Origin of the sequence: Delftia sp. UME58, from assembly GCF_014170385.1 — a bacterium.
In the GTDB taxonomy this organism is placed as follows: domain Bacteria; phylum Pseudomonadota; class Gammaproteobacteria; order Burkholderiales; family Burkholderiaceae_C; genus Comamonas; species Comamonas acidovorans.
This window is the reverse complement of record NZ_LZZV01000100.1, coordinates 68,145-91,652: the sequence shown is the minus strand read 5'-3', so window position 1 is coordinate 91,652 and position 23,508 is coordinate 68,145. Positions and strand designations below refer to the sequence as shown.

Here is a 23,508-nt window from a genome sequence, read left to right as displayed (position 1 = left end):
CCCAGGGCACGCTGGGCCCCACGGACCAGCGCTCAGTGCAGGAAGCCACCCCCGCCACACCCGCTCTGCCCGGCGGCGAAGACGCCCCCGCAGGCACCGGCGTGGTGATCACGCCGATCCAGCCCTGACCCTGCTGGCTGTTGGCTGTTGGCTGTTGGCTGTTGGCTGTTGGCTGTCCCCAGCCTCCCCCCCTTCTGCCCACGCCTGCGTTGGGCGGGATGCGGGGTGGCAAGCCTGCCGAAGGACAGGCTTGCTTCGTTGTCTAGCTCGCCGTGATGTTTGAGTGAAGCGCGCAGCGCGCAACGAGTTTCACGGCGCACCCCGCATCCCGCCCAACGCAGGTCGCCCGCAGCGAAGGGTCGTGGGCAGCGGGGCGCACTTCTTTGCCTCCTTTCTTGCTGCGCGGCAAGAAAGGAGGTCGGCTGCCGGGCCGAAACCCGGCTCCTGCCCGCCGCAAAGGCAAGCAGCAAAAATCAGTCCAGAAGATCAGCCCAGATCAGGCAAGAAAACAAGTCACCGCGAAGTCCGCGTATGACTCACATTGGCATCCACAGTCCCGAACACCGTCACCCCACTGGCACTGGACGCCTGGCTCCCCGCCACATCCCCAGGCACCCCGCCCGCACAGCCAGCCAGCCCCACACTCAAGGCCACCAGCGCCATCGCGGCCAGCTCACGCATGCCGTACTTCATCGCAATCTCCTTGAACTCCGGCGCAACCGACCGGCACAGCCCATGTTAGCCGCGCCAACCCGCCGCCCCGTGAGCGAAGGTAATCACCCTTCGAGGTAAAGCGCAGCCAGCCGCTCGCGTGCCGCGCCGTCGATGCCCAGCGCATCCCGCAGATACCCTTCCATCCCCCCGAAGTCGGCCCGCACCATATCGGTGGCGGCCGCCAGGTAGGAGGCCTGCACGCGCCACAGCACATCCATCACCTCGGCCGGCATGGGGGCGAAGGTGGTGGCGGGACGCTGGTAGAGCTGGTTGGTCAGCAGGTAGTCCTGCATCACGGTGTCCTCGTCCACGCCCAGCGCGGTGAGCAGCAGGGCGGCGGCCCAGCCCGTGCGGTCCTTGCCGGCCGTGCAGTGGAAGACCAGCGGGTCCTGGCTGTCCAGCAGAAGTTGGAACAGCTGTGCAAAGCGTGGCGCGTAGTCGTGCACGAAGCTGCGGTAGGTATCCTGCATCAGCTCCTCGGCATGGGCGGCCGTGAGGTCGTTGCCCGCTGCAATCAGGGCACTGGCGCGCTGCACCACGGTGGGCTCGACGATGAGCGCATGGCGGGCAATGCCCGGCCATTCGTAGGCCAGGTGGGCGCTCTCCATCTTGCCCCGGAAGTCCGCGCTGCGCGCGAGCTTCAGGCCCTGCAGCACATCCAGGTCAGCCGCGCTGAGGCCGGCCAGGTGGTCGGCACGGAACAGCGTGCGCCAGCGCACGCGCCGGCCATCCAGGCCCGCGTAGCCACCGAGGTCTCGGAAGTTGGAGGCGCCGTCCAGGCGGATGGAGCGCGACGGCGCCGGGGAGGAAGCAGCGGCGGCAGCCGCTGCCGGGGTGAGCATTTCGGTATCCATGCCCGCTAGATTAGCCCAAGCATGTGTTGCCCCCGTGTCAGGCCGGCGACCCGCTCCGGCAAGGTGCAGAAGCGGGTCGCAGGATCAGGTCAGGCAGGCGCCTTACGCCAGATGCTTGCCCACGATGCCGGCCAGCTCGAACATGTTCACGCTGTCCTTGCCGAAGACGGGCCGCAGCTTGTCGTCGGCGCGGATGACGCGCTTGTCCTTGGGGTCCTGCAGGTTCTGGGCCTTGACGTATTCCCACAGCTTCTTGACCACCTCGGTACGCGCCACCGTGCCTTCGCCGATGACGGCGGCCAGGGCCGCGCTGGGCTGCAGCGTGCCGGCAGCCGGTTTGCGCGCGGTCTTGGTGGCCGTCTTTGCCGTGGTCTTGGCCGCGGCTTTCTTGGCAGGCGCCTTCTTGGCCGGCGCGCTCTTGGCGGCCGCCGTCTTGCGCGGCGGGTACTTGCTGTCGCGCTGCTCGAACTCGAAGTTGACCTTGCCGGCCGCGCCGTCCCAGACCAGGAAGGCCTTGAAGCTGCGGCGCGTGCGGTTGGAGACGAACTTGTCCAGCAGGTCGGTCTTGCCGGTCTGCAGCAGCTTTTGCATCTGCTCTCGCTCTATGGGCTGCTGCAGGATGATCTGGCCGCTCTTGAAATCGCAGCTGGGCGTGGCCTGGGCCAGCGTGGGCACGGCCTTGGCGCAGACGTAGTTGCTGCCGTGTTCGAAGACCGGCGCACCGCACTTGGGACAGGGGCCCAGCGATTGCTGGCTGGCAAAGTCCACCAGCTCGCCCGTGTCTTCGGAGGCGGCGTCGTCGCCAAAGTCGAACTCGAGCTTGTAGTTGCCGCCCTCCTCATCGTGCACGATGGTGACCTCGGCCACGAAGGGCCAGCCGGCCTTGGAGCGAAAGCCGTCCAGCGGGCCCAGGCGGCGGTCGCGCAGCAGTTGCTCGGCCTCGGCCGTCTCGAAGGTGCGGCCCGCAGGCGACTTGGTGAACGAGAAGCCGCAGCCCGCGCCCTGTCCGTCGCTGCCCGTGCAGCCGTAGCGGCGGTAGTTCTCCTTGACCACGCCACCGCAGTTGGGGCAGGGCGTGGACAGGGTGGCGTAGTCGCCAGGCACGGTGTCGCGGTCGTATTCCTTGGCCTTCTTGACCAGCTTTTCCGTCATGGACTGGATCTGCTGCATGAAGGCCTCGCGCGAGAGCTGGCCCTTTTCCATCTGCGCCAGCTTGTACTCCCATTCGCCGGTGAGGTCGGCGCGCGAGAGTTCTTCCACGCCCAGGCCGCGCAGCAGGGTCATGAGCTGGAAGGCCTTGGCCGTGGGAATCAGCTCGCGGCCTTCGCGCAGCATGTACTTTTCGGTCAGCAGGCCTTCGATGATGGCCGCGCGCGTGGCAGGCGTGCCCAGGCCCTTTTCCTGCATGGCCTCGCGCAGTTCGTCGTCCTCGACCTGCTTGCCCGCGCTTTCCATGGCACCCAGCAGCGTGGCTTCGGAGTAGCGCGCGGGCGGCTTGGTCTTGAGGCCCTTGGGATCGACCTGGCCGGCGCGCGGCTGCTCGCCGGGCTGCACCGCGACCAGGGGCTGGCCCTTGTCGCCGTCCTTGCCGCCTTCGACCTCGTTGGCGGCTTCCTTGCCGTAGATGGCCAGCCAGCCGGGCTTGACCAGGATCTTGCCCTCGGTCTTGAAGCTGTGCTGCTCGACCTTGCTGATGCGCGTGGTCACCTGGTGCTCGGCGCTGGGGAAGAACACGGCCATGAAGCGGCGCACGACGAGGTCATAGAGCTTTTGCTCGGCCTCGGACAGGCCGCTGGGCGCCTGTGTGGTCGGGATGATGGCAAAGTGATCCGACACCTTGCTGTTGTCGAAGATGCGCTTGGTCGGGCGCACGTAGTTCTCGTCCAGCGCCTGCTGGGCAAAGGGCGCCAGGTGGCGCATGCCGCTGCCGGCCAGCATGGCGAAGGTCTGGTGCGCCACGGGCACGTAGTCCTCGGGCAGGGCGCGCGAGTCGGTACGCGGGTAGGTCAGGGCCTTGTGGCGCTCGTACAGGCTTTGCGCCAGCGACAGCGTGGTCTTGGCCGAGAAGCCGAACTTGCCGTTGGCCTCGCGCTGCAGGCTGGTCAGGTCGAACAGCAGCGGGCTGGCCTGGGACGTGGGCTTGGACTCCTCGGTGACCTGGGCCGGCTTGCCGCGCACGGCGTCGGCGATGGCCTGGGCGTCGCGCTGGTTCCAGATGCGGTCGGCGCGCGCTTCGGCATCGTCGCTCTTCTTCCATTGCGTGTCGAACCACTTGCCCAGGTACTGGCCGGCCTGTGCGTCGAAGGCGGCATGCACTTCCCAATAGTCGCGGCTGACGAACTTGCGGATCTTTTCCTCGCGCTCCACCACCAGGGACAGCGTGGGCGTCTGCACGCGGCCCACGGTGGTCAGGAAGAAGCCGCCGTCGCGCGAGTTGAAGGCCGTCATGGCGCGCGTGCCGTTGATGCCCACCAGCCAGTCGGCCTCGGAACGGCTGCGCGCGGCGCTGGCCAGACCCAGCATCTGCGCGTCGCTGCGCAGGTTCTGGAAGCCGTCGCGGATGGCCTGCGGCGTCATGGACTGCAGCCACAGGCGCTTGACCGGCTTGCCCAGGCCCTTGCCGTCTGGCTTGGCGCCTGCGGCGTACTGCTCGATCAGGCGGAAGATCAGCTCGCCCTCGCGGCCCGCGTCGCAGGCGTTGATGAGTTCGGTGACATCCTTGCGCTTGGCCAGCTTGACCACGGCGTTGAGCCGGCTCTTGGTCTTGTCCACGGGCTTGAGGTCGAAATACGGCGGAATCACCGGCAGGTTGGCAAAACTCCATTTGCCGCGCTTGACGTCGAATTCCTCGGGCGCCTGGATTTCCACCAGGTGGCCCACGGCGCTGGTCACGACGTAGTGCTCGCTCTCGAAGTATTCATCGTGTTTGTCGAATTTGCCCGCCACCGGAGTCAACGCGCGGACGATGTCCTGCGCGACCGAAGGCTTCTCAGCAATCACCAGGGTCTTTGTCATTGTGTGTACTCGTCATTCCCCGCAGGACCTGCATGTCGCAGCCTGCGCTTCTACAATCCATGGCTCACGCGTGCACACGCACGCGCATGTGTGCCTATTCAAGTTATCAGAGAAAACATGCCCCGCACAGCTTTGGCCCCATCGAGCGGCCGCCGCATCCAGACCCGCCGCTCGGGTGTCCATGGCAAGGGCGTCTTCGCCGCGCAGGATCTTGCCGAAGGCGAGGTCCTTGTCGAGTACGTAGGGGAAATCATCAGCTGGCAGGAAGCCCAGGACCGGCATCCGCACGACCCCAGCCAGCCCAACCATACCTTCTACTTCCACGTGGACGAAGACCGCGTGATCGACGCCAACTATGGCGGCAACTCCTCGCGCTGGATCAACCACAGTTGCGCTCCCAATTGCTACACCGATGAGCGAGATGGCCGCATTTTCATCGTCGCGCTGCGCAACATCGCCGCCGGCGAGGAACTGAGCTACGACTACGGCCTGATCATCGACGAGCCCTACACCAGGAAGCTGAAGGCCGAGTATCCATGCTGGTGCGGCGCGGCCACCTGCCGCGGCACGCTGCTGGCGCCCAAGCGCGGCTGGCGCCCGCCCATGCCCGGCGATGCGCTGCCGGCCAGCACAAAGCCGAAGAAGAAATCCCGCAAATCCTCCACGAAGGCCGGCGCATGATGGCATCGTCCCCCATTCACTGGCCTGCGGAATCGCTGTGGCAGGCCATCGAGCCGCAACTGCCGGGCTTTTCCGTGGAGATCGTGCCCAGCATCGGCTCGACCAATACCGAGCTGATGGCGCGTGCCCGCGATGGCCGCAACGAGCCCGTGCTGCTGGTGACCGAAGTGCAGACCGCCGGCCGGGGCCGGCTGGGCCGCCAGTGGACCAGCGGCGTGGGCGATTCGCTGACCTTCTCGCTGGGCATGCCGCTGGCGCCCGCCGACTGGTCCGGCCTGTCGCTGGCCGTGGGCCTGAGCGTGGCGCAAAGCCTGCAGCCACAATTGCCCGCCCCGGGCTCGCAGCGCCCGCGCATCGGCCTCAAATGGCCCAACGACCTGTGGATCGACGGCGACCGCAAGCTCGGCGGCATCCTGATCGAGACGGCCAGCTTCGTCGGCAGCGCCGCGCATGAGCCGGGCACACCGCGCTACGTGGTCGTGGGCATCGGCCTGAACGTGCGCCCGCGCCCCGGCGACGGCATGCGCACGCCCCCGGCCAGCCTGCTGGAGCTGGACGAGCGCCTGGACGCGCCCACCTCCCTGGCCTGTGTGCTGCCGGGCCTGGTCTCCGACATACAGACCTTCGCCGCCCAGGGCTTTGCGCCGCTGGTGGAGCGCTTTGCCCAGCGCGACCTGCTGCGTGGCCGCGCCGTCAATCTCAGCGATGGCGAAAGCGGCACGGCCGAGGGCGTGGGCCCCGATGGCGCGCTGCTGGTGCGCACGGCGCGCGGCCTGCAGGCCATCACCAGCTCGGAAATCAGCGTGCGCCCGGCTGTTGTAGGCTAGGGCGGGTGACTCATCACTAGGGCCCAAGAAACGACATGCTGCGAATCGCCTTCCTGCTGCTGGTGCTGGCCAATGCCGGCTACTACCTCTGGAACCACGGCCAGCTCCAGGCCCTGGGCCTGGCGCCGCCGTCCCAGACCGAGCCCGAGCGCCTGGGCCAGCAGGTGCGCCCGGAGGCGCTGAGCATGCTGAGTGCGGACAACGCGCCGGCCCCCTCCTCGGCGGCCCCGGCTCCTGCATCCCCTGCCTCACCCGCGGCACCCTCCAGTGGCGAGGAACCCGCCGCGCTGGCCCGGCCCGAGAAAGCCGCGGGCCAGCCCACCAGCTGCCTGGTGGCCACGGGCATCGAGGACCGCCACGCCGAGGCGCTGCGCCGCGGCCTGGTGGCGCAGGTCGCCAGCGACCAGTGGGACCTGAGCAGCACGCACCAGCCGGGCCGCTGGATGGTCTACATGGGCAAATTCCCCGATGCCGAGTTCCTGGAGCGCAAGCGCGCGGAACTGCGTGCACGCAAGATCGACTTCGACCGCGCAGGCGGCGCGCTGGAGCCCGGCCTGTCGCTGGGCCGCTTCTCCTCCGAGGAAGCGGCCACGCGCGAGCTGACCAACGTTGCGCGCCAGGGCGTGCGCACGGCCCGCGTAGTGCAGGAGCGCCCCGACATCACCCTCTACACGCTGCGCCTGCCCCAGGCCACGCCCGCTCTGCGCAGCCAGGTCGAGTCCATGGGCGGCAAGGCCTTCGAGGGCAAGCCGTTCAGGCCTTGCTGACCAGGCCCGTATCGTCCGCTGCGCCTGCATAGGGCGAGATGCCGCCCAGGTCCTGCGTCAAGGCCTCGGCCTGCGCCCGCACCAGGGGCAGCAGGCGCTGCAGCACTTCCTCGGAGCAGCGATACAGCGGGATCGCCAGCGACATGGCCCCCATCAGCCGCGTACCGCGCGCGAAAACGGGGCAGGCAATGGCCGCGCTTTCCGGGTCCCGCTCGCCTTGCGTGATTGCATAGCCCAGCTTCCGGATGCGTTCGTAAGGCTCGCCCGGCAGAGCATCATCGAGCGCCAGGATCAGGCGACCTGCAGCGCCCCGGTCCAGCGCCAGCATCTCCCCTTCCAGCACGTGAGTGCGTACGCTGCGCTGCGGCTGCACATGGTGCAGGCAGATGCGCCGGTCGCCCTCACGCACGTACAGGCCCGCGCATTCTTCGGACTGCCGCGACAGCTGGCGCAGGCGCGGCAGGGCGTAGTCGGCCAGACGGAATGACTGGCGGTACATCTCGGCCAAGGGCAGCAGCCTGGGGCCGACCACATAGCGCCCATCCGGCAGGCGCTTGACGAATCCCGCGCCCATCAATGAATCGAGCAGCCGCAGGATGGTGCTCTCGTACAGGCCGGTCGCGGCCGCCAGCATGGACAAGGTCTGTCCTTCAGGAGCGTTCTCGAAGGCTTGGAGCACGGACAGCGCGCGGTTCACTGCGGCCACACCTTCGGCTTTCTCGGTCTTGTCTGGGGTGCTGCGGGTCATGGTCAAAGGGTTTCCATGGATGACATCAAAACAGGAGGAAATTCTAATCTTCAAAAAAATAGAAGTAATTTCTATTTTGAAGCACACCTTTGGAGCAGACCGCATGGACATCCATGGCAAGGCCTACATCGTTGGCGCATTCGAGCATCCGCTGCGCAAGGCACCGCAGTTGTCGGTCGCCCAGCTGCATGCCGATGTGGCACGCGGGGCGATTGCCGATGCAGGTCTCACGGCGGCCGATATCGACGGCTATTTCTGCTCCGCCGATGCACCGGGCATGGGGCCGACGTCGATGGTCGAGTACCTGAACCTGCAACCACGCCATGTGGATTCGACCGATATCGGCGGTGCCTCCTATATCGCCCTCGTCAGCCATGCAGCCCAGGCCATTGCGCTGGGCAAGTGCGATGTGGCGCTGATCACGTTGGCGGGCCGCCCGCGCAGCGAGGGCATTGCCACGGGCACGGTGCCGCGCGTGCGCAACCCGTCCCAGCCGGACTTTCAGTGGGAGTACCCGTATGGCATCGCAAACGCCAGCGGCTATGCGCTGTGCGCCCGGCGCCATATGTACGAGTACGGCACCACCAGCGAGCAGCTGGCATGGGTGAAGGTGGCGGCCTCGCACCATGCCCAGCACAACCCTCTCGCCATGCTGCGCAAGCCGGTGACGGTGGCCGAGGTGCTGGAATCGCCCATGGTGGCGGACCCGCTGCACCGCCTGGACTGCTGCGTGGTCAGCGATGGAGGCGGCGCGCTGGTGGTGGCACGGCCCGAGATCGCCCGGCGCCTGCACCGCCCGCGCATCAAGGTCCGTGGCGCGGGCGAGGCCGTCAAGCATGCGGCGGGCGGGCAGGTGGACCTGACCCATTCGGGCGCGCGCTGGTCGGGCGCCCAGGCCTTTGCCGAGGCCCGCGTCACGCCTGCCGACATCCAGTACGCGTCCATCTACGACAGCTTCACGATCACGGTCCTCATGCAGCTCGAGGACCTGGGCTTTTGCGCACCGGGCCGGGGCGGGGCCTTCGTCTCTGACGGCAACCTGATCGCGGGCGTGGGGCGCCTTCCCGTGAACACTGATGGTGGCGGCCTGTGCAACAACCATCCGGGCAACCGGGGCGGCATGACCAAGGTGATCGAGGCCGTGCGCCAGTTGCGCGGGGAGGCCCATCCCGCCGTGCAGGTCCCCGATTGCCGGCTGGCCCTGGCGCAAGGCACGGGCGGCATGCTGGCAACGCGCCACGGCAGTGCCACCCTCATCCTGGAGCGGGAGTGAAACCACCATGAGCGACAGTCCACCGAATCCCAGCTCGGCCCTGCGCCCCTGTCCCGTCCCAACGCCCGAGACCCAGCACTTCTGGAACATGGCACGCCAGGGCCTGTTCCTGGTGCCGCGCTGCCGCGATTGCGGTCGAGCCCACTGGTATCCCCGGGCCGCCTGCCCGTTCTGCTGGAGCGTGCATATCGACTGGAACCCCTCGCCGGGCCGGGGCACGGTGTACTCGTTCACCGTCCTGCGCCACGGCGCAGGCGCGGCAGCCCCTCCAGTGGTGCTGGCCTTCGTCACGCTGGACGAGGGCCCGGTCATGCTGACCCACCTCGTGGCGCGCGCGCCCGAAGACTGGTCCATAGGCGATGCCGTGCAGGTGCGCCTGGAGCCCAGCGACGGCGACTATCCCGTGCCAGTCTTCGAGCCCCTGCGGACTTGAACCGATTCTTTGCGCCCTTATTGAGGAATCCGACGTGATCAACAAAATCGCATACAGCCTTGCCGATGCGCTGGACGGCATCCAGGATGGCGCCACCATCATGATCTCGGGCTTCGGCGGAGCCGGTCTTCCCTTCGAGCTGGTCGATGCCCTGGTCGAGCGCGGCACGCACGATCTGACCATCGTGAGCAACAACGCGGGCAGCCAGGGCAAGGGCATCAGCCGGCTGGTACTGGCGGGCCAAGTCCGCAAGGTGATTTGCTCGTTTCCGCGCCAGCCAGGCTCCAGCGCCTTCGACGATCTCTACCGCCAGGGACGCCTGGCACTGGAACTGGTCCCCCAGGGCACGCTGGCCGAGCGCATCCGCGCGGCGGGCGCGGGCATTGCAGGCTTCTACACACCCACGGGCGTGGGCACGGAGCTGGCCCAGGGCAAGGAAAGCCGTCGCATCGGCGACCGGGACTACCTGCTCGAGTACCCGCTGCATGCCGACTTCGCCCTGATCAAGGCCGAGGTGGCGGACCGCTGGGGCAACCTGGCCTACCGCCGCTCCGGCCGCAACTTCGGCCCACTGATGGCGACTGCGGCGCGCTGCACCATCGCCCAGGTCTCGCGCATCGTGGCGCTGGGCGGCATCGATCCCGAGGCCGTGGTCACGCCCGGCATATACGTGCGGCGCGTGGTCCGCGCCCCCGGAGGAACACCATGAGCACTTCACCCCGCTACACGCCGCGCAGCGTGGACGAGATCGCCCGACGCATCGTGCAGGACATACCGGACGGCGCCTATGTGAACCTGGGCATAGGCCAACCCATGGCCATCGCCAACCACCTGCCGGTGGACCGCGAGATCATCGTACAGAGCGAGAACGGCATTCTGGGCATGGGCCCGCTGGCCGCAGGTGACGACGTGGACAGCGAACTGGTGAACGCAGGCAAACAGCATGTAACCCTGTTGCCGGGCGGCGCCATCTTCCACCACGGCGATTCATTCGCCATGATCCGCGGCGGGCATCTGGACATCTGTGTGCTGGGAGCCTTCCAGGTCTCCACGCGCGGCGACCTGGCCAACTGGCGCACACCCGACGCCGACGCCATTCCCGCCGTGGGCGGCGCAATGGACCTGGCCCAGGGCGCAAAACAGGTGTTCGTGATGATGGAGCACCGCACGCGGCAGGGCCAGTCCAAGCTGGTCGAACGCTGCACCTACCCGCTGACCGGAGCAGGCGTGGTGAACCGCATCTACACCGACTTGGCCACGCTGGCCGTCACGCCATTGGGCCTGCGCGTGGTGGACCGCGTGGCCGGCCTGTCGCATGCCGAACTGGAAGAGCTTTCCCAACTGCAACTGATGGAGGCCTGAGCATGTTCCCTCGTCTGTCACTTCAACCTTTGTTGCAGCGCCTGCCGAAGGCCCTTGCAGCTACAGCGCTGGTGGCCATCGCTCTGGCATCCACGTGGTCTGCCCACGCCAGCGACTACCCCCACCGCCCCGTCAAGATCGTCGTGGGCTTCACGCCTGGCGGCAGTGGCGATGCCGTGGCGCGCATCCTGGCACAGTCGTTCAGCAAGATCCTCGGACAGTCCTTCGTTGTCGAGAACAAGCCTGGTGCCAACGGCAACCTGGCGACCGATGTGGTGCGCCGCGCCGAACCCGACGGCTACACACTGTTCTACACATCGATAGGCCACGCCACCAACCCCCTGCTGTACAAGGAAACACGCTACGACCCGGTCAAGGACTTCACGCCGATCGGCCAGGTATTGAGCGCGCCCAATGTGCTGGTCGTTCCCGCCAGCTCGCCGTTCAAGTCCGTGCAGGAACTGGTCGCCTACGCCCATGCGCATCCGGGCAGGCTGGACTTCGCATCGTCCGGCATGGGCGCCTCGGTGCATCTTTCCGGTGAGATGTTCAAGTACTACGCAAAGGTTGACATGGTGCATGTGCCCTACAAGGGCTCGGGGCCCCTCATGCCCGACCTTCTGTCTGGCACGGTGTCGCTGGCCTTTCCCAACCTGCCGACCGCCATGCCTCTTGTGCGGCGTGGGCAGTTGCGCGCCCTGGGCGTGACAACGCGCACGCGCTCGGCTGCCGCACCCGATATAGCGACCATCGCCGAGTCGGGAGTGCCTGACTACGACATGTCCACCTGGTATGGCCTTGTCGCACCGGCCCTGCTGCCTGCAGACATACAGAAAAAGCTCAGCGAAGCACTGATCACAACGCTGAACAATCCTGAGGTACGCAGCAAACTTGTGGCTCAGGGCATGGACCCCCGGCCCAGCACGCCCGAGGAATTTGCAAAGTTCATTGCCGAAGAATCACTGCGCTGGTCAGGCCTGCTCAAAAGCCTCAACCTCACAGCCAACTGAGCACGCAAGATGAAAAAGGCCAGCGATCCTGTGATCGCGGGCCTTTTGCGTTTCACTCGCGGGGGATTCAGAGCGTGCGCGGATCGGTGGCCATCAGTTGCTCCACCAGCACCTTCAGGTCGGTGGTCAGGCGCAGGTAGCCGGCCTGGTCGAGATCCAGGGTCTGCTCGTTCATGTAGAGCTTGCGGTTGATCTCGATCTGGATGCTGTGGCGATGCTCGGCGGGCTTGCCGTACCGGCGCACCAGCTCCACGCCCTTGTAGGGATGGTTGTAGTCCACGCTGTAGCCGCGCTCGCGCAGGAAGGCGCAGATGCGTTCGGACAGTGCCGGGCTGGCCGTGCTGCCGTCACGGTCGCCGATGACGAAGTCGGCATGGACCAGGCCCGGGTGCAGCGTGGCATGGCTGGCCGCCACGGACGGCATGGAATGGCAGTTGATATGGATGCTGTAGCCATGGCGCGCATGGGCGCCGTCGATGGCGCGCTCCACGGCCGCATGGTAGGGCTTCCAGCAACGCTCGATGCGCTGCATCAGTTCAGCGGCGGGCAGTTGGCGGTCATAGATGGGCACGCCCTCATCGGTGAACTTCCAGATCAGGCCCTTGCCCAGGCGCACCTTCTGCAGCACGACCTGGTCGGTGGTGACGGGCAGCGGCCACTCGCCCCCGATCATGGTGGTGTCGATCTCGGTGGTGTCGCGATTGGCGTCCAGGTAGATGCGCGGGAAATGCGCCTCCACCCAGCTCACGCCCAGACCCGGCGCAAAGGCGTAGATCTTCTCCACATGCGTGTCCTCGGCCTGGCGCAGCGTGGCCAGCGGCAGGCAGGAGCCGAAGTCCGCCGGGTAGACCGTGCCGCTGTGCGGCGAGTCCAGCACCACGGCACTGGCGCCGGCAACGCTGGTGACCATGGGCGGCGCGGCATCGGCCGCGCCGGAGCCTGCCGCGCCGGGCAGGGATTGCAGGAAGTTCTGACTGATCAGTCGCAGGACGGGATGCATGAAATGTGTCTACTCGGTTGTGCAGACGCCACTCGCCGGGCGCACTCCATGAACGGGGCGCAGCCTCATATCAGGCACGCCCAGCAAGGGCCGTCCCGCAGCGAGGGCGTGGTCCCCCTCCCGCGAAGCGGGAGAGGGGGAAGGCGCGAAGCGCCTCCGTGGGAGCCTTAATCCAGCTGGATCTGGGCCGTGGCGGCAATCTTCTTCATCTTGGCGACTTCGCTGGCGATCTGCTTGGTGAAAGCGTCGCTGCTGGTGCCGGAGATGTACAGGCCCTGGGCCGCCATGCGCTTTTGCACCGCCGGGTCCTTGAGCGCGGCCGCGATGGCCTTCTGCACGCGGGCGATCTGCTCGGGCGGCGTGCTCTTGGGGGCCACGAGGCCGAACCACGAAGGATCGTTCAGGTCCGCATGGCCGGCTTCGGCATAGGTCTGCACGTCGGGCAGCACGTCCAGGCGCTCATGCCAGGACACGGCCAGGGCCTTGACCTTGCCGCCCTTGATGTGGGGCAGCGAGGAAGCCACCTGGTCGAAGTACACGGGCACCTGGCCACCGAGCACGTCGTTGATGGCCGGGCCGGCACCGCGGTAGGGAATGTGCTGCATCTCGGTGCCCGTGCTCTTCATGAACTGGGCGCCCCACATGTGGCCGATGGTGCCGTTGCCGGGTGTTGCGAAGCTGACCTTGCCGGGGTTGGCCTTCAGGTACTTCACGAACTCGGCGAAGTTGTTGGCGGGCACCAGCTTGGGGTTGATCACGATCACGCCGGGCGCCTTGACGATCTCGGTCACGCCGACGAAGTCGTTGATGGCGTCGTAGGGCAGCTTCTTGAACACGGCGGGGTTCACGCCGTGCGTGGACAGCGTGGCGATGCCGAAGGTCACGCCGTCGGTGGCACGCGCCACTTCGGCCATGCCGATGGAGCCGCCAGCGCCGGCCTTGTTCTCGATCACCACGGCCTGGCCGCCCAGCAGCTTGGGCAGCACGTCCTGCATGTTGCGCGGGACCATGTCGGTGGAACCACCAGCAGGGAACGGAACGACGATGCGCAAGGGACGGGAGGTGTCCTGGGCGAAGGACATTCCAGGAACGACAGAAGAAGCGGCGATGGAAGCAAGGAAATGGCGTCGTTGCATAGGATCTTTCTTACAAACAAGTTCAGATTAAAAGAAATCTGCTCACAAAAAAAGCAAATACTGTGCCTGTTAATATTCCAAACAGGAATACTTTCATCATATCCCTGTCATGAGTTTGCGCCGCCTCAACCCGCCCATGCATCTGCTGCGCGCTTTCTCCACCGTGGTGCGCTTCGGGGGCGTCTCGCGCGCGGCCGAGGCCTTGCACCTGACGCAAAGCGCAGTCAGCAAGCAGATCCAGGAGCTGGAGAAGTGGGTGGGCGTGCCGCTGTTCGAACGCGAGCGCAAGCGGCTGAGCCTGACGCCTGCGGGCGAGCGCTATGAGCGCGCAGTGCGCGCCCTGCTGGGCCAGCTGGAGGCCGCCACCCTCGAACTCATCACCAGCGATGACAGCCGAGGCGCGCTGCACCTGTCATCGCTGCCGACTTTCGCGGCCAAGTGGCTGATCCCCAGGCTGCCCCAGTTTCAGCAGCGCTATCCACAGATCACGCTGCACTTTGTACCCTACGTACACAGCTACCAATTTGACAGTCCGGGGCTGGACTGCGCAATTTTGTTTGGCGACGGGCACTGGAACGGTGCGCACGCCCACTATCTGGTGGGCCGCCAGGTGGTGCTGATCGCGCCGCCGCGCGGCGCGGGTCCCGAAGCACGCATCACCACCCCACAGGACGTGGCTCGCTGCACCCGGCTGCGCCATGTGACCATTCCCGATGCCTGGGCGCGCTGGAGCGAGGCCCATGGCGTCAACGGCATCAGCCCTCTTGCGGGCCCGCAGTTCGACCAGTTCCAGACCATCATCCGCGCCGTCATGGCCGGCATGGGCATCGCCCTGGTGCCGCGCTGCCTGGTGCAGGACGAGATCGCGGCCGGCCTGGTGAACGAGCCCCTGCCCCAGCACGGCTACCAAAGCGCCCTGGGCTACTGGCTGTGCTATCCGGCCGACCGCGCCAACCACGGCACCCTGGGCATCTTCCGCAACTGGCTGGTGGACCATGCCGCGCAGACGCCGGGACGGATCGCGGTGGCCCCCGTGGCCCCCGGGGGATCTGCGGCAGCCGCGGAAGCCGCGCCACCTACGCCGCAGGCTTAGGCGGCGGCGGCGAACGCAGCGCCGTGAAGCGCACGCTGAAGCGCGCACCCGGGGGCTGCTGGCCCGGATGCGCATCCTCCAGCACCACCTGGGCGCCATGCTGGCGCGCGATCTCCAGCACGATGGGCAGGCCCAGGCCCGAGCCGTCGGCCTCCGAGCCCAGCACACGGTAGAACGGCTGGAACACCAGCTCGCGCTCGGCCTCGGGCACGCCGGGTCCCGAATCCTCCACCTGCAGCAACAGGACCTGGCCGAAGGGGTCGGCCAGCACGCGCACCGTGACCATGCCGGGCCGGCTGCTGCTGGAAGGCGTGTAGTTGATGGCGTTGTCCACGAGGTTGCGCACCAGCTCCGTCAGCAGCGTGGCATTGCCCTGCAGCCACACGCCGGTGGCAAATGACTCGGCGCCGTCGTAGCCCAGGTCCACATGCTTGTCCATGGCGCGTGGCAGGCAGTCGCGCACCACGTCGGTGACGATGCGCACCAGGTTGCAGGGCTGCATGGCCAGGCCCCGTCCCACGCCGGCGCTCTCGGCGCGCGCCAGCGCCAGCAACTGGTTCACCGTGTGCGTGGCGCGGATGCTGGAGCGCGCAATCTGGGCCAGGGACTGCCGCAACTCCTCCGTGCTCACGCCCTCGCGCTGGGCCAGTTCGGCCTGCATGCGCAGCCCGGCCAGCGGTGTCTTGAGCTGGTGGGCCGCGTCGGCCAGGAAGCGCTTTTGCGTGGCCAGCGAATCACCGAGCCGGCCCAGCAAGTCGTTGACCGAGTCCACCAGCGGCACGACCTCCAGCGGCACGTCCTTGTGGTTGATGGGCGAGAGGTCCTCGGGCCGGCGTGCGCGGATGCGCTCCTCCAGCCGGTGCAGCGGCTTGATGCCGCGCGCCAGCGCCAGCCACACCAGCAAGGCGGCCAGCGGCAGGATGACGAACTGCGGCAGCATCACGCCCTTGATGATTTCCGTGGCCAGCACACTGCGCTTTTCGCGCGTCTCGGCCACCTGGACCAGGGCCTGGGGCTCGTCGGGCAGGGGCATGCGCACCCAGACATGGGCCACGCGCAGGTCAATGCCGCGGAACTCGGCATCGCGCAGTTGCACGGTGCCGCCGGAGGGGAGGCCGGGCAGCGCGCCCGCAAGCGCCGCCTCGTCAGGTTCGGGCGGCGGCGGCAGATCGCGCTCCCCGGCCAGGTACTCGCCCTTGACACCCAGCACCTGGAAATACACGGTGTCCGACTCGTCGGCGCGCAGGATCTCGCTGGCCGATTGCGGCAGGTTGAACAGCACCTTGCCGTGCTGCACCATCACCAGCTGCGCCAGCGCCTGGGCGTTGTACTCCAGCGCGCGATCGAACGGCTTGTTGGCCAGGCCCTGGGCCACCAGCCAGGTCAGCGCCAGGCTCACGGGCCACAGCAGCAGCAGCGGCGTGAGCATCCAGTCAAGGATCTCGCCGAACAGTGAGCGCTGTTCACGCTGGAAGATTTTCATCGGCGGGCAGCCCTCACGACGGGTTCACGGCCCCGTGGCATCCGCCACTATGCGCAGGCAAGCCAACCCGGGCCTGACAGCCAGGGCAGCGGCCTCAGGAAGCGATCTTCTCAAGGCAGTAGCCCAGGCCGCGCACGGTGGCGATGCGGATGGGGCCGCGCTCTATCTTCTTGCGCAGGCGGTGGATATAGACCTCGATGGCGTTGTTGCTGACCTCGTCGCCCCATTCGCACAGGCGCTCGACCAGCTGGTCCTTGCTGACCAGCCGGCCCGCACGCTGCAGCAGCACTTCCAGCAGGCCCAGTTCGCGCGCCGACAGCTCGACCATCTTGCCGTCGATGGTGGCCACGCGGCCAGCCTGGTCGTAGACCAGGGGGCCATGCTTGATGGTGCTGCTGGCGCCACCCATGCCGCGCCGCGTGAGCGCACGCACACGCGCCTCCAGCTCGGACAGCGCAAACGGCTTGGCCATGTAGTCGTCGGCGCCGTAGTCCAGCCCCTGCACGCGCTCTTCCACGCTGTCAGCTGCCGTGAGGATGAGCACCGGCAGCGCATCGCCCCGGCCGCGCAGCTTCTTGAGCACTTCGAGTCCGTGCATCTTGGGCAGGCCCAGGTCCAGGATGAGCAGGTCGAACTCGCTGCTGGTCATCAGCGCGGTATCGGCCTCGCTGCCGTTGGCCACATGGCTGACCACGGCGCCCGAGCCGCGCAGGCTGCGCAGCAGACCATCGGCCAGGACCTGGTCATCTTCGGCAATCAGAATGCGCATGGGGTTGTCTCCTGAAATACAGACGCGCTCTGGATGTTGGAAATGCGCGCCTTTGATTCCCAGGATTCTAGGATGCGCCCCGCCCCAAGGGCAGGGACCTTACCCGAGTGAGCCGCCGCCCGCATAGGCCTCCAGCCCCAGCGCCACCACGGTGGCGATGTCGTCGCCGACTTCCTCGCGGAACTCGGCCTCGGCCTGGGACACGGCGTCATGGAAGGCCTGCAGCCAGGCCAGGCCCGCAGGCGTGAAGCGGATGCGGCGCGCGCGCGCATCGCGCTCGTCGCTTTCGCGCGTGACCAGGCCCCAGGCCTCGCACTGGGCCACCAGGTCGCCCATGGACTGCTTGGTCATGCCAGCGCGCTCGGCCAGGTCGGTGAGCCTGTCGCCGGCCAGCGACAGATGCCGCGTGATGTGGATGTGGGCCGCGCCCACCTTGTCGCGCGCCGCAAGATTGGACAGCGCCAGCGGCACCTCCACATCGCGCGCCATGAGCTGCAGCACACGCGCGTCGAACCGCCGCATGGCATGGCCGAGCAGGCGGCCCAGGTGGGTCTGGCGCCAGGCATCGGCGGGCGGCGTGACGGGGGAAAACTCACTCATGGATGCATTGTGGAGGCAAATCCAACAAGTCAGGAAAACTGACTAAAAACACCAACAAAACAAACCAACAAGCCCATAAACTACTGTTCAAGCATCCAGCCTGAATGCAAATACAGAGCTGAAACCCTAGCCAACCCAGGAGTCCGCATGAACACCGCCGTCACCACCGCCAACAGTGAAAAAGCCAAGGCCCTGCAGGCCGCACTCGCCCAGATCGAAAAGCAGTTCGGCAAGGGCACGATCATGCGCCTGGGTGAAGGCGAAGCCATCCAGGACATCCAGGTCGTCTCCACCGGCTCCCTGGGCCTGGACATCGCCCTGGGCGTTGGCGGCCTGCCCCGTGGCCGCGTGATCGAGATCTACGGCCCTGAATCCTCGGGCAAGACCACGCTGACGCTGCAGGTCATCGCCGAAATGCAAAAGCAGGGCGGCACCTGTGCCTTCATCGACGCAGAACACGCGCTGGACACCGGCTACGCCCAGAAGCTGGGCGTGAACCTCAATGAAGTGCTGATCAGCCAGCCCGATACCGGCGAGCAGGCCCTGGAGATCGTGGACAGCCTGGTGCGCTCGGGCGCCGTGGACATGATCGTCGTGGACTCGGTGGCCGCGCTGACACCCCGGGCCGAAATCGAAGGCGAGATGGGCGACCAGTTGCCCGGCCTGCAGGCCCGCCTGATGAGCCAGGCGCTGCGCAAGCTGACGGCCACCATCAAGAAGACCAACTGCATGGTCATCTTCATCAATCAGATCCGCATGAAGATCGGCGTGATGTTCGGCAGCCCCGAAACCACCACGGGCGGCAATGCGCTGAAGTTCTACGCCTCGGTCCGCCTGGACATCCGCCGCACCGGCACCATCAAGAAGGGCGACGAGGCCATCGGCAACGAGACCAAGGTCAAGGTCGTCAAGAACAAGGTCTCGCCTCCGTTCAAGACCGCCGAGTTCGACATCCTCTTCGGCGAGGGCATCTCGCGCGAAGGTGAAATCCTGGACATGGGCGTCAACGCCAAGATCCTCGACAAGTCGGGCGCCTGGTATGCCTACAACGGCGAGAAGATCGGCCAGGGCCGTGACAACGCCCGCGAATTCCTGCGCGAGAACCGTGGCCTGGCCGTGGAGATCGAGAACAAGGTTCGCGACGGCCTGGGCATCGCCCTGCTGCCCACGACCGGTGGCGATGCCCCCGAAGCCAAGGCCCCCAAGGCGGCCGCCAAGGCCAAGGCCGACAAGGACGGCGTGATCGAAGCCTGAGCGCCCAGCCCCCTCACAGCAGGCGCCGCAGCGCCTGCGCACACTGTGTTTGCCATCTTGGCGCAGGCTCACGTCTGCGCCTTTTTTATTCAGGACGATTCAGGAGACGCTGCCGCATGGGATTCGCCAAGCTGTCGCTCAAGGGCCGGGCGCTCAAGCTGCTGGGCCAGCGCGAACATTCACGACTGGAGCTGGAACGCAAGCTCGCCCCCCATGTGGAGGAAGGCGAAGACCTGGGCGCCATGCTCGACGCGCTGGAGCAGCGCGGCTTCATCAGTGCCCAGCGCGTGGCCGAGTCCGTGCTGCACCGCAAGGCCGCGCGCTTTGGCACGGCACGCGTGGTGCAGGAGTTGCGCAGCAAGGGACTGGACGACGGCCTGGTGCGCGCCGCCGCCGAGCAACTGCGTGCCACCGAACTGCAGCGTGCCCATGCCGTGTGGCGCCAGCGCTTCGGTGCACCACCGGCCACACCGCAGGAACGACTCAAGCAGATGCGCTTTCTGGCTGCGCGCGGTTTTGGTGGAGAAATTGCGAGCAAGGTGCTGCGGGGGCGCAGCGAAGACTGGGACGCGGGAGCAGAGGACGAAGGCTAGTCTGCGCGCCGGGTAGCACCCCAGCACACCAGCGACCCCACGGTCACCAGCACCACGCCCTGCCAGAATCCCCAGCCCGGCTGCACCTGCAGCCAGGCACTGGCCAGCAGCGCCGAGAACACAGGCGTGAAGTACGACGCTGCAGCCATCACGGCCAGGTGCCCGTGCTGTATGCCGTGCTCCCAGCAGCTGTAGCCCAGGGCGGTGAGCCCACCCACGGCCAGCAATTGCAGCACCACGGTGCCCGACCATTGCATGCTGCCTTCACCGCCCAGCCACAGCCACTTGATCCACAACGCCAGCGCGGTCCATATCAGGAAAAGGCCCACGGCATTGTGGCCACCGCCCCAGCGCCGCGCAGCCAGCGAATAGCAGGGCCACAGCAAGGCCGCGCCAAAAGCGAGTCCATACGCCAGCGGGTTGGACAGCATGTGGTCCGCCATGCCCCGCAGTTGCAGGGAGTCGCCGCCCAGCACGCGCGTCAGGCCCCACAGGCACAGCAGCACGCCGGGCCACAGCCACCAGCGCGCATGCTGCTGGCGCAGCAGTACGGCCAAAACGATGGTCAGGCTGGGCCACAGGTAATTGATCAGCCCCAGCTCCAGCGCCTGGGCGCGGTCCTGTGCCAGGCCAATCGCCAGCGACAGGCAGATCTCGTAGACCGCAAAGAGCAGGCCGCAGCCCCAGAAGTAGGCCGGATGCATGGCCCGCCACTGCGAGGGCCTGGGCAGGCCGCGCACGGCGGCCACGCACAGGGCGCTGACCGTGTAGAGCATGGCGGCGCCGCCCACGGCGCCCAGCGGCTCGGCCACCGAGCGCATCAGGCCCACGGTGCAGCTCCAGCACACCACGGCCAGCAGTCCGATGGCGGTGGCCCGGCCGGCGGCCACGGGTGAGTTGTTCTGCAAGGAAGACACGTCGATGGCTGCGCGCGGCAGATCAGTGCGGTTGCAGCAGCTGGCGCAGCGAGTGGTACAGCGCATCCGAGCCATGCGCGGTGTTGTCCGCATCGAACGAGAACTCGTTGCTGGACTGCGTGCCCGTCGCATCCTCGGGCCGGGCTTCCATGAAGAAGGACAGGAAGCGCGCGCCCTGGCGGCGGTGCATGGTCAGCACTTTCTCCAGCCGCTGCGGCGACAGGGCCACCAGCGGATGGAACTCCGTCACGCCATAGGCCGTGTGGCCATAGCGGCGCAGCATCTGGCCGACCAGCGGGCCGTAGGTATCTTCGCCGTACAGGCTGACACCCAGGGACAGCCCCGGCATGCGCTGCAGGCTGCGCTCCACGGCGTAGCGGTTGGCATCCCAGCTCGGATTCGCATGGGGGTTGAGCTGGTGGGCAAAGCGAGGAACCCGGCCCAGGCAGCCGTGGCCGATGTGCTCGGAAAAACCCTGGATGTAGTCGGCAACCTGCTGCTCGCGGAAATCGTTCCAGTCCGTGACCAGCGGGTTGTAGAACAGCGCCAGCCGGTCCTGCGGGCTGTCCACCCAGAATTCCACGCCATCCGGCAGCTTGCCGAAGTCGGGCAAGGCCTCGGCGGCATGGGGCCTGGGCTCGCCCTGGTTGCGGTCCATCACGGCGATCTGGCGCGTGGCCAGCAGGCCCAGGCTGCGTCCGCCGGCCTGCAGCACCACGTCGATGCGGTGCAGGCCCTCGCCCAGCGCCGGATAGCGGATATCGGCACGCCAGCCCACATCGGGCGTGAGGAACCCGGGCCTGGCCTGAGCCACGTCCTGGCGGTGCATGTGCACGGGGGCGTGCGAGTAGGGGCGCCCGTCCACGAAGACGGCCACGGCCAGCTGCTTTTGCAGCTTCGCATCGGGCGAGTGGACCCAGCCGGACACCGGGACCGTGCCGGCCGCATAGCTGTCGATGTGCTGGAAGAAGTTCTGCAGCGGCTCGCTGCGGATGTTGCGCGACGGCGGCTCGACCGCATCGAAGCTGGCAAAGCCGGACTTCAGGTGGGCATTGAGCCGCGCGATGTCGCCATAGCGCTGGCGCAGGAATGCATGGAAGCCCGCCACGGAGGCCGGGCTGTAGTCGGTGACCGCATAGCCTTCGGCCGCGAATCCCATGCCGGCCTCGAATCCCGGAAACAGCTGGTGCGTCTCGCCCAGCACGGTGAGGGCGCGCAGCTGGTGCATGGCGGCATCGCCTGCGGCGCACATGCGCTCGGCCAGGGCATCGACCACCAGTTTGCGCACGCGCGTGACTTCGTTGTCCTGCCGCGCGACCGACCACGGGAAGATGCGTGCGCCCAAATAGCTGTCCAGCGGAAGCGGCCCCTTGGGCGTCCAAGCAAGATTGGCGGGATCGGCGGCCAGGCGCTCCTCGGCCTTGGAGTGCACCTCGAAATGCGTGGCGAACAGATACAGCACCACGGGCCGATGCGCCTGCGCCACCGTGCGCACCACGCGGTCCAGCGCCTCGCCCTGGACTTCCCAGGCCTGGCCATTCCACTGCACGTAGCGCAACAGCGGCACGCTGAGCGTATAGCCCAGGTCCAGTTCGCCCTGGGGCCGGCCCAGGCGCTGCAGCGTGGCTTTCACCATTTCTGCGGCCGAGCCCTGCGGACCCAGGCAACTGGCGGGTATCTGCTGAAATTCCTTGGGGAAGTCCTCGCGCAGCCCGTCCTGCACCAGGCAGGCTTCCATATTGCCCAGCAGCGGACTCAGCAGCAGGCGCGATGAAGACGGCAGTGCCGGCCGCAGCTTCCAGGCAAACAGAACGACCAGCAGGCACAGCACGGCCAGGGCCAGGACATGGCCCCAGGCCGGACCGCGCCGGCCCGGCAGGGACGCGGACGGTGGCGTGGCCGGGCTCACAGGCCCAGCATGATCTGCAGGTTCTGTACGGCGGCGCCGCTGGCACCCTTGCCCAGGTTGTCCAGACGGGCGATCAGCACGGCCTGGCGGTACTGCTCATTGGCGAACACGCGCAGCTCCAGCTTGTTGGTGTCCGTCAGCGTGTCGGCGGCCAGCTTCATGTCCTCGGTCGGTGGCAGCACCGACACCCATTGCTCCGGCGTGTTGGTGGCCGCGTAGTGGGAGGCCAGCGCATCGTGCAGGTCGGACGCCTTGGGCGCGCCCGGCAGCAGGTCCAGATGCAGCGGCAGCTGCACCAGCATGCCCTGGCGGAAATTGCCCACGGCGGGAATGAACACCGGGCGGCGCGTCAGGCCGGTGTATTGCAGGATCTCTGGAATATGCTTGTGCGTCAGGCCCAGCGCATAGGCCTCGTAAGGCGCGGCCGTGCCGGCCTCATAGGCTTCGATCATGCTGCGGCCGCCACCCGAATAGCCGGACACCGAGGGCAGGCTCAGGCCGTGGTCGGCGGGGATGAGGCCCGCTGCGACCAGCGGGTGCAGCAGCGCGATGGCTCCCGTCGCATAGCAGCCGGGGTTGGACACGCGCCTGGCAGTCTTGACCGCCTCAAGCTGGCCGGCACGCAGCTCCGGGAAGCCATACACCCAGTCGGGCGCCACGCGGTGGGCCGTGGATGCATCGATGATCTTGATGGCGCGGCCAGTCTCGGCCTCGATGGAATCGACCATGGCCACGGTCTCGCGCGCGGCATCGTCATGCAGGCACAGGATGACCAAGTCCACGCCGGCGATCAGCGCACGCTTGGCGGCAGGATCCTTTCGCAGCTCGGGGGCAATGCTGACCAGCTCCACGCCGGACAGATCAACCAGACGCTCACGGATCTGCAGCCCTGTCGTGCCTGCTTCGCCATCGATAAAGACTTTTGCCATCGCTGTATTTCTCCTGCTGCGCGGCCCTCCTGGAGCCGCTGCGGCACCATTGCCGCGTTCCAGCTGCGGATTCTCACCGAAACCGGGTCCCCCTGCGCCCGTTGTCGCAAAACGGTTGGCAGCGGCGATCAAAGGCGCGCT

General features: G+C 67.2%; 23 protein-coding genes. 11 read left to right on the top strand and 12 right to left on the bottom strand.

What is annotated here, in order from left to right:
- Positions 1-513: 513 nt before the first annotated feature.
- The 3 genes from A9976_RS25920 to A9976_RS25910 all read right to left on the bottom strand — a co-directional run bounded on the left by A9976_RS25920 (position 514) and on the right by A9976_RS25910 (position 4,583).
- Entirely contained in the window at positions 514-693 is a 180-nt protein-coding gene (locus A9976_RS25920; protein WP_183021374.1) for a hypothetical protein, read from the bottom strand.
- A gap of 83 nt (positions 694-776) precedes the next feature.
- On the bottom strand, positions 777-1,556 hold the full coding sequence (locus tag A9976_RS25915; protein ID WP_183021373.1) for a tyrosine-protein phosphatase: 780 nt from the start codon (positions 1,554-1,556) through the stop codon (positions 777-779).
- Between the two features lie 114 nt (positions 1,557-1,670).
- On the bottom strand, positions 1,671-4,583 hold the full coding sequence (locus A9976_RS25910; RefSeq protein ID WP_183021372.1) for a DNA topoisomerase III: 2,913 nt from the start codon (positions 4,581-4,583) through the stop codon (positions 1,671-1,673).
- A 117-nt stretch (positions 4,584-4,700) separates the two neighbouring features.
- On the opposite strand from A9976_RS25910, the gene A9976_RS25905 reads away from it, so the two are divergent.
- From A9976_RS25905 to A9976_RS25895, 3 genes are read left to right on the top strand one after another with little or no spacing between them, the layout of a single operon-like run.
- Complete coding sequence (locus A9976_RS25905) at positions 4,701-5,264, top strand: SET domain-containing protein (RefSeq protein ID WP_183021371.1); 564 nt, start codon at positions 4,701-4,703, stop codon at positions 5,262-5,264.
- Positions 5,261-6,091: a biotin--[acetyl-CoA-carboxylase] ligase gene (locus tag A9976_RS25900; RefSeq protein ID WP_183021370.1), complete on the top strand. Its 831-nt coding sequence runs from the start codon at positions 5,261-5,263 to the stop codon at positions 6,089-6,091. Before A9976_RS25905 ends, A9976_RS25900 begins: the two co-directional genes overlap by 4 nt.
- 35 nt (positions 6,092-6,126) lie before the next feature.
- On the top strand, positions 6,127-6,858 hold the full coding sequence (locus A9976_RS25895) for an SPOR domain-containing protein (RefSeq protein ID WP_183021369.1): 732 nt from the start codon (positions 6,127-6,129) through the stop codon (positions 6,856-6,858).
- Here the strand turns inward: A9976_RS25895 and A9976_RS25890 are convergent.
- Positions 6,845-7,606 carry an IclR family transcriptional regulator gene (locus A9976_RS25890; protein ID WP_183021368.1) on the bottom strand — a complete coding sequence of 254 codons (762 nt, stop codon included), beginning with the start codon at positions 7,604-7,606 and terminating at the stop codon, positions 6,845-6,847. The two genes, A9976_RS25895 and A9976_RS25890, sit on opposite strands and share 14 nt — an antisense overlap.
- 103 nt (positions 7,607-7,709) lie before the next feature.
- Between A9976_RS25890 and A9976_RS25885 the strand changes: the two genes are divergently transcribed.
- From A9976_RS25885 to A9976_RS25865, 5 genes are read left to right on the top strand one after another with little or no spacing between them, the layout of a single operon-like run.
- Complete coding sequence (locus tag A9976_RS25885) at positions 7,710-8,879, top strand: thiolase domain-containing protein (protein WP_183021367.1); 1,170 nt, start codon at positions 7,710-7,712, stop codon at positions 8,877-8,879.
- A 7-nt stretch (positions 8,880-8,886) separates the two neighbouring features.
- Positions 8,887-9,312, top strand: a complete 426-nt coding sequence (locus A9976_RS25880; protein WP_183021366.1) for a Zn-ribbon domain-containing OB-fold protein — start codon at positions 8,887-8,889, stop codon at positions 9,310-9,312.
- A gap of 34 nt (positions 9,313-9,346) precedes the next feature.
- Positions 9,347-10,021, top strand: a complete 675-nt coding sequence (locus tag A9976_RS25875) for a 3-oxoacid CoA-transferase subunit A (RefSeq protein ID WP_183021365.1) — start codon at positions 9,347-9,349, stop codon at positions 10,019-10,021.
- On the top strand, positions 10,018-10,674 hold the full coding sequence (locus tag A9976_RS25870; protein WP_183021364.1) for a 3-oxoacid CoA-transferase subunit B: 657 nt from the start codon (positions 10,018-10,020) through the stop codon (positions 10,672-10,674). The genes A9976_RS25875 and A9976_RS25870 overlap by 4 nt, the downstream gene beginning before the upstream one ends.
- A gap of 2 nt (positions 10,675-10,676) precedes the next feature.
- Complete coding sequence (locus A9976_RS25865; protein ID WP_183021363.1) at positions 10,677-11,684, top strand: tripartite tricarboxylate transporter substrate binding protein; 1,008 nt, start codon at positions 10,677-10,679, stop codon at positions 11,682-11,684.
- Between the two features lie 67 nt (positions 11,685-11,751).
- Here A9976_RS25865 and A9976_RS25860 read toward each other — a convergent pair whose 3' ends face one another.
- Both A9976_RS25860 and A9976_RS25855 read right to left on the bottom strand, forming a co-directional pair.
- Positions 11,752-12,684, bottom strand: coding sequence for an N-formylglutamate amidohydrolase (locus A9976_RS25860; RefSeq protein ID WP_183021362.1), 933 nt, complete (start codon positions 12,682-12,684; stop codon positions 11,752-11,754).
- Positions 12,685-12,851: 167 nt separating this feature from the next.
- On the bottom strand, positions 12,852-13,820 hold the full coding sequence (locus A9976_RS25855; RefSeq protein WP_012202811.1) for a tripartite tricarboxylate transporter substrate binding protein: 969 nt from the start codon (positions 13,818-13,820) through the stop codon (positions 12,852-12,854).
- Between the two features lie 109 nt (positions 13,821-13,929).
- Between A9976_RS25855 and A9976_RS25850 the strand changes: the two genes are divergently transcribed.
- Entirely contained in the window at positions 13,930-14,913 is a 984-nt protein-coding gene (locus A9976_RS25850) for a LysR substrate-binding domain-containing protein (RefSeq protein ID WP_183021361.1), read from the top strand.
- On the opposite strand, the gene A9976_RS25845 is transcribed toward A9976_RS25850, so the two are convergent.
- The 3 genes from A9976_RS25845 to A9976_RS25835 all read right to left on the bottom strand — a co-directional run bounded on the left by A9976_RS25845 (position 14,897) and on the right by A9976_RS25835 (position 17,765).
- A complete protein-coding gene (locus A9976_RS25845) occupies positions 14,897-16,396 on the bottom strand; it encodes a sensor histidine kinase (RefSeq protein ID WP_183021360.1) in 1,500 nt (499 codons plus the stop codon). The two genes, A9976_RS25850 and A9976_RS25845, sit on opposite strands and share 17 nt — an antisense overlap.
- Before the next feature lie 94 nt (positions 16,397-16,490).
- Positions 16,491-17,165: a response regulator transcription factor gene (locus tag A9976_RS25840; RefSeq protein ID WP_012202808.1), complete on the bottom strand. Its 675-nt coding sequence runs from the start codon at positions 17,163-17,165 to the stop codon at positions 16,491-16,493.
- A gap of 99 nt (positions 17,166-17,264) precedes the next feature.
- Entirely contained in the window at positions 17,265-17,765 is a 501-nt protein-coding gene (locus tag A9976_RS25835) for a MarR family winged helix-turn-helix transcriptional regulator (protein ID WP_012202807.1), read from the bottom strand.
- A 147-nt stretch (positions 17,766-17,912) separates the two neighbouring features.
- Here A9976_RS25835 and recA point away from each other — a divergent pair, with 147 nt between their 5' ends.
- Positions 17,913-19,019, top strand: a complete 1,107-nt coding sequence (gene recA, locus A9976_RS25830; RefSeq protein WP_183021359.1) for a recombinase RecA — start codon at positions 17,913-17,915, stop codon at positions 19,017-19,019.
- A gap of 116 nt (positions 19,020-19,135) precedes the next feature.
- On the top strand, positions 19,136-19,612 hold the full coding sequence (gene recX, locus A9976_RS25825) for a recombination regulator RecX (protein ID WP_183021358.1): 477 nt from the start codon (positions 19,136-19,138) through the stop codon (positions 19,610-19,612).
- On the opposite strand, the gene yddG is transcribed toward recX, so the two are convergent.
- The 3 genes from yddG to argC are packed head-to-tail and all read right to left on the bottom strand — an operon-like array spanning position 19,609 to position 23,367.
- Positions 19,609-20,529 (bottom strand): aromatic amino acid DMT transporter YddG, encoded by a 921-nt coding sequence (gene yddG / locus A9976_RS25820; protein ID WP_183021357.1) that lies wholly within the window; start codon positions 20,527-20,529, stop codon positions 19,609-19,611. The two genes, recX and yddG, sit on opposite strands and share 4 nt — an antisense overlap.
- A gap of 22 nt (positions 20,530-20,551) precedes the next feature.
- The gene (locus tag A9976_RS25815; RefSeq protein WP_183021356.1) at positions 20,552-22,438 is read right to left on the bottom strand and encodes a hypothetical protein; all 1,887 of its coding nucleotides are present in this window, start codon (positions 22,436-22,438) and stop codon (positions 20,552-20,554) included.
- The gene (argC, locus tag A9976_RS25810; RefSeq protein ID WP_183021355.1) at positions 22,435-23,367 is read right to left on the bottom strand and encodes an N-acetyl-gamma-glutamyl-phosphate reductase; all 933 of its coding nucleotides are present in this window, start codon (positions 23,365-23,367) and stop codon (positions 22,435-22,437) included. Before argC ends, A9976_RS25815 begins: the two co-directional genes overlap by 4 nt.
- Positions 23,368-23,508: the final 141 nt, after the last annotated feature.

Coding starts and splice junctions, on each gene's coding strand:
- recX (WP_183021358.1), top strand. CDS start 19,136: ATGGGATTCGCCAAGCTGTCGCTCAAGGGCCGGGCGCTCAAGCTGCTG.
- A9976_RS25865 (WP_183021363.1), top strand. CDS start 10,677: ATGTTCCCTCGTCTGTCACTTCAACCTTTGTTGCAGCGCCTGCCGAAG.
- A9976_RS25905 (WP_183021371.1), top strand. CDS start 4,701: ATGCCCCGCACAGCTTTGGCCCCATCGAGCGGCCGCCGCATCCAGACC.
- A9976_RS25840 (WP_012202808.1), bottom strand. CDS start 17,165: ATGCGCATTCTGATTGCCGAAGATGACCAGGTCCTGGCCGATGGTCTG.
- A9976_RS25860 (WP_183021362.1), bottom strand. CDS start 12,684: ATGCATCCCGTCCTGCGACTGATCAGTCAGAACTTCCTGCAATCCCTG.
- A9976_RS25890 (WP_183021368.1), bottom strand. CDS start 7,606: ATGACCCGCAGCACCCCAGACAAGACCGAGAAAGCCGAAGGTGTGGCC.
- A9976_RS25910 (WP_183021372.1), bottom strand. CDS start 4,583: ATGACAAAGACCCTGGTGATTGCTGAGAAGCCTTCGGTCGCGCAGGAC.
- A9976_RS25835 (WP_012202807.1), bottom strand. CDS start 17,765: ATGAGTGAGTTTTCCCCCGTCACGCCGCCCGCCGATGCCTGGCGCCAG.
- recA (WP_183021359.1), top strand. CDS start 17,913: ATGAACACCGCCGTCACCACCGCCAACAGTGAAAAAGCCAAGGCCCTG.
- A9976_RS25845 (WP_183021360.1), bottom strand. CDS start 16,396: ATGAAAATCTTCCAGCGTGAACAGCGCTCACTGTTCGGCGAGATCCTT.
- A9976_RS25920 (WP_183021374.1), bottom strand. CDS start 693: ATGAAGTACGGCATGCGTGAGCTGGCCGCGATGGCGCTGGTGGCCTTG.
- A9976_RS25885 (WP_183021367.1), top strand. CDS start 7,710: ATGGACATCCATGGCAAGGCCTACATCGTTGGCGCATTCGAGCATCCG.
- A9976_RS25855 (WP_012202811.1), bottom strand. CDS start 13,820: ATGCAACGACGCCATTTCCTTGCTTCCATCGCCGCTTCTTCTGTCGTT.
- A9976_RS25915 (WP_183021373.1), bottom strand. CDS start 1,556: ATGCTCACCCCGGCAGCGGCTGCCGCCGCTGCTTCCTCCCCGGCGCCG.
- argC (WP_183021355.1), bottom strand. CDS start 23,367: ATGGCAAAAGTCTTTATCGATGGCGAAGCAGGCACGACAGGGCTGCAG.
- A9976_RS25880 (WP_183021366.1), top strand. CDS start 8,887: ATGAGCGACAGTCCACCGAATCCCAGCTCGGCCCTGCGCCCCTGTCCC.
- A9976_RS25870 (WP_183021364.1), top strand. CDS start 10,018: ATGAGCACTTCACCCCGCTACACGCCGCGCAGCGTGGACGAGATCGCC.
- A9976_RS25850 (WP_183021361.1), top strand. CDS start 13,930: ATGAGTTTGCGCCGCCTCAACCCGCCCATGCATCTGCTGCGCGCTTTC.
- A9976_RS25900 (WP_183021370.1), top strand. CDS start 5,261: ATGATGGCATCGTCCCCCATTCACTGGCCTGCGGAATCGCTGTGGCAG.
- A9976_RS25895 (WP_183021369.1), top strand. CDS start 6,127: ATGCTGCGAATCGCCTTCCTGCTGCTGGTGCTGGCCAATGCCGGCTAC.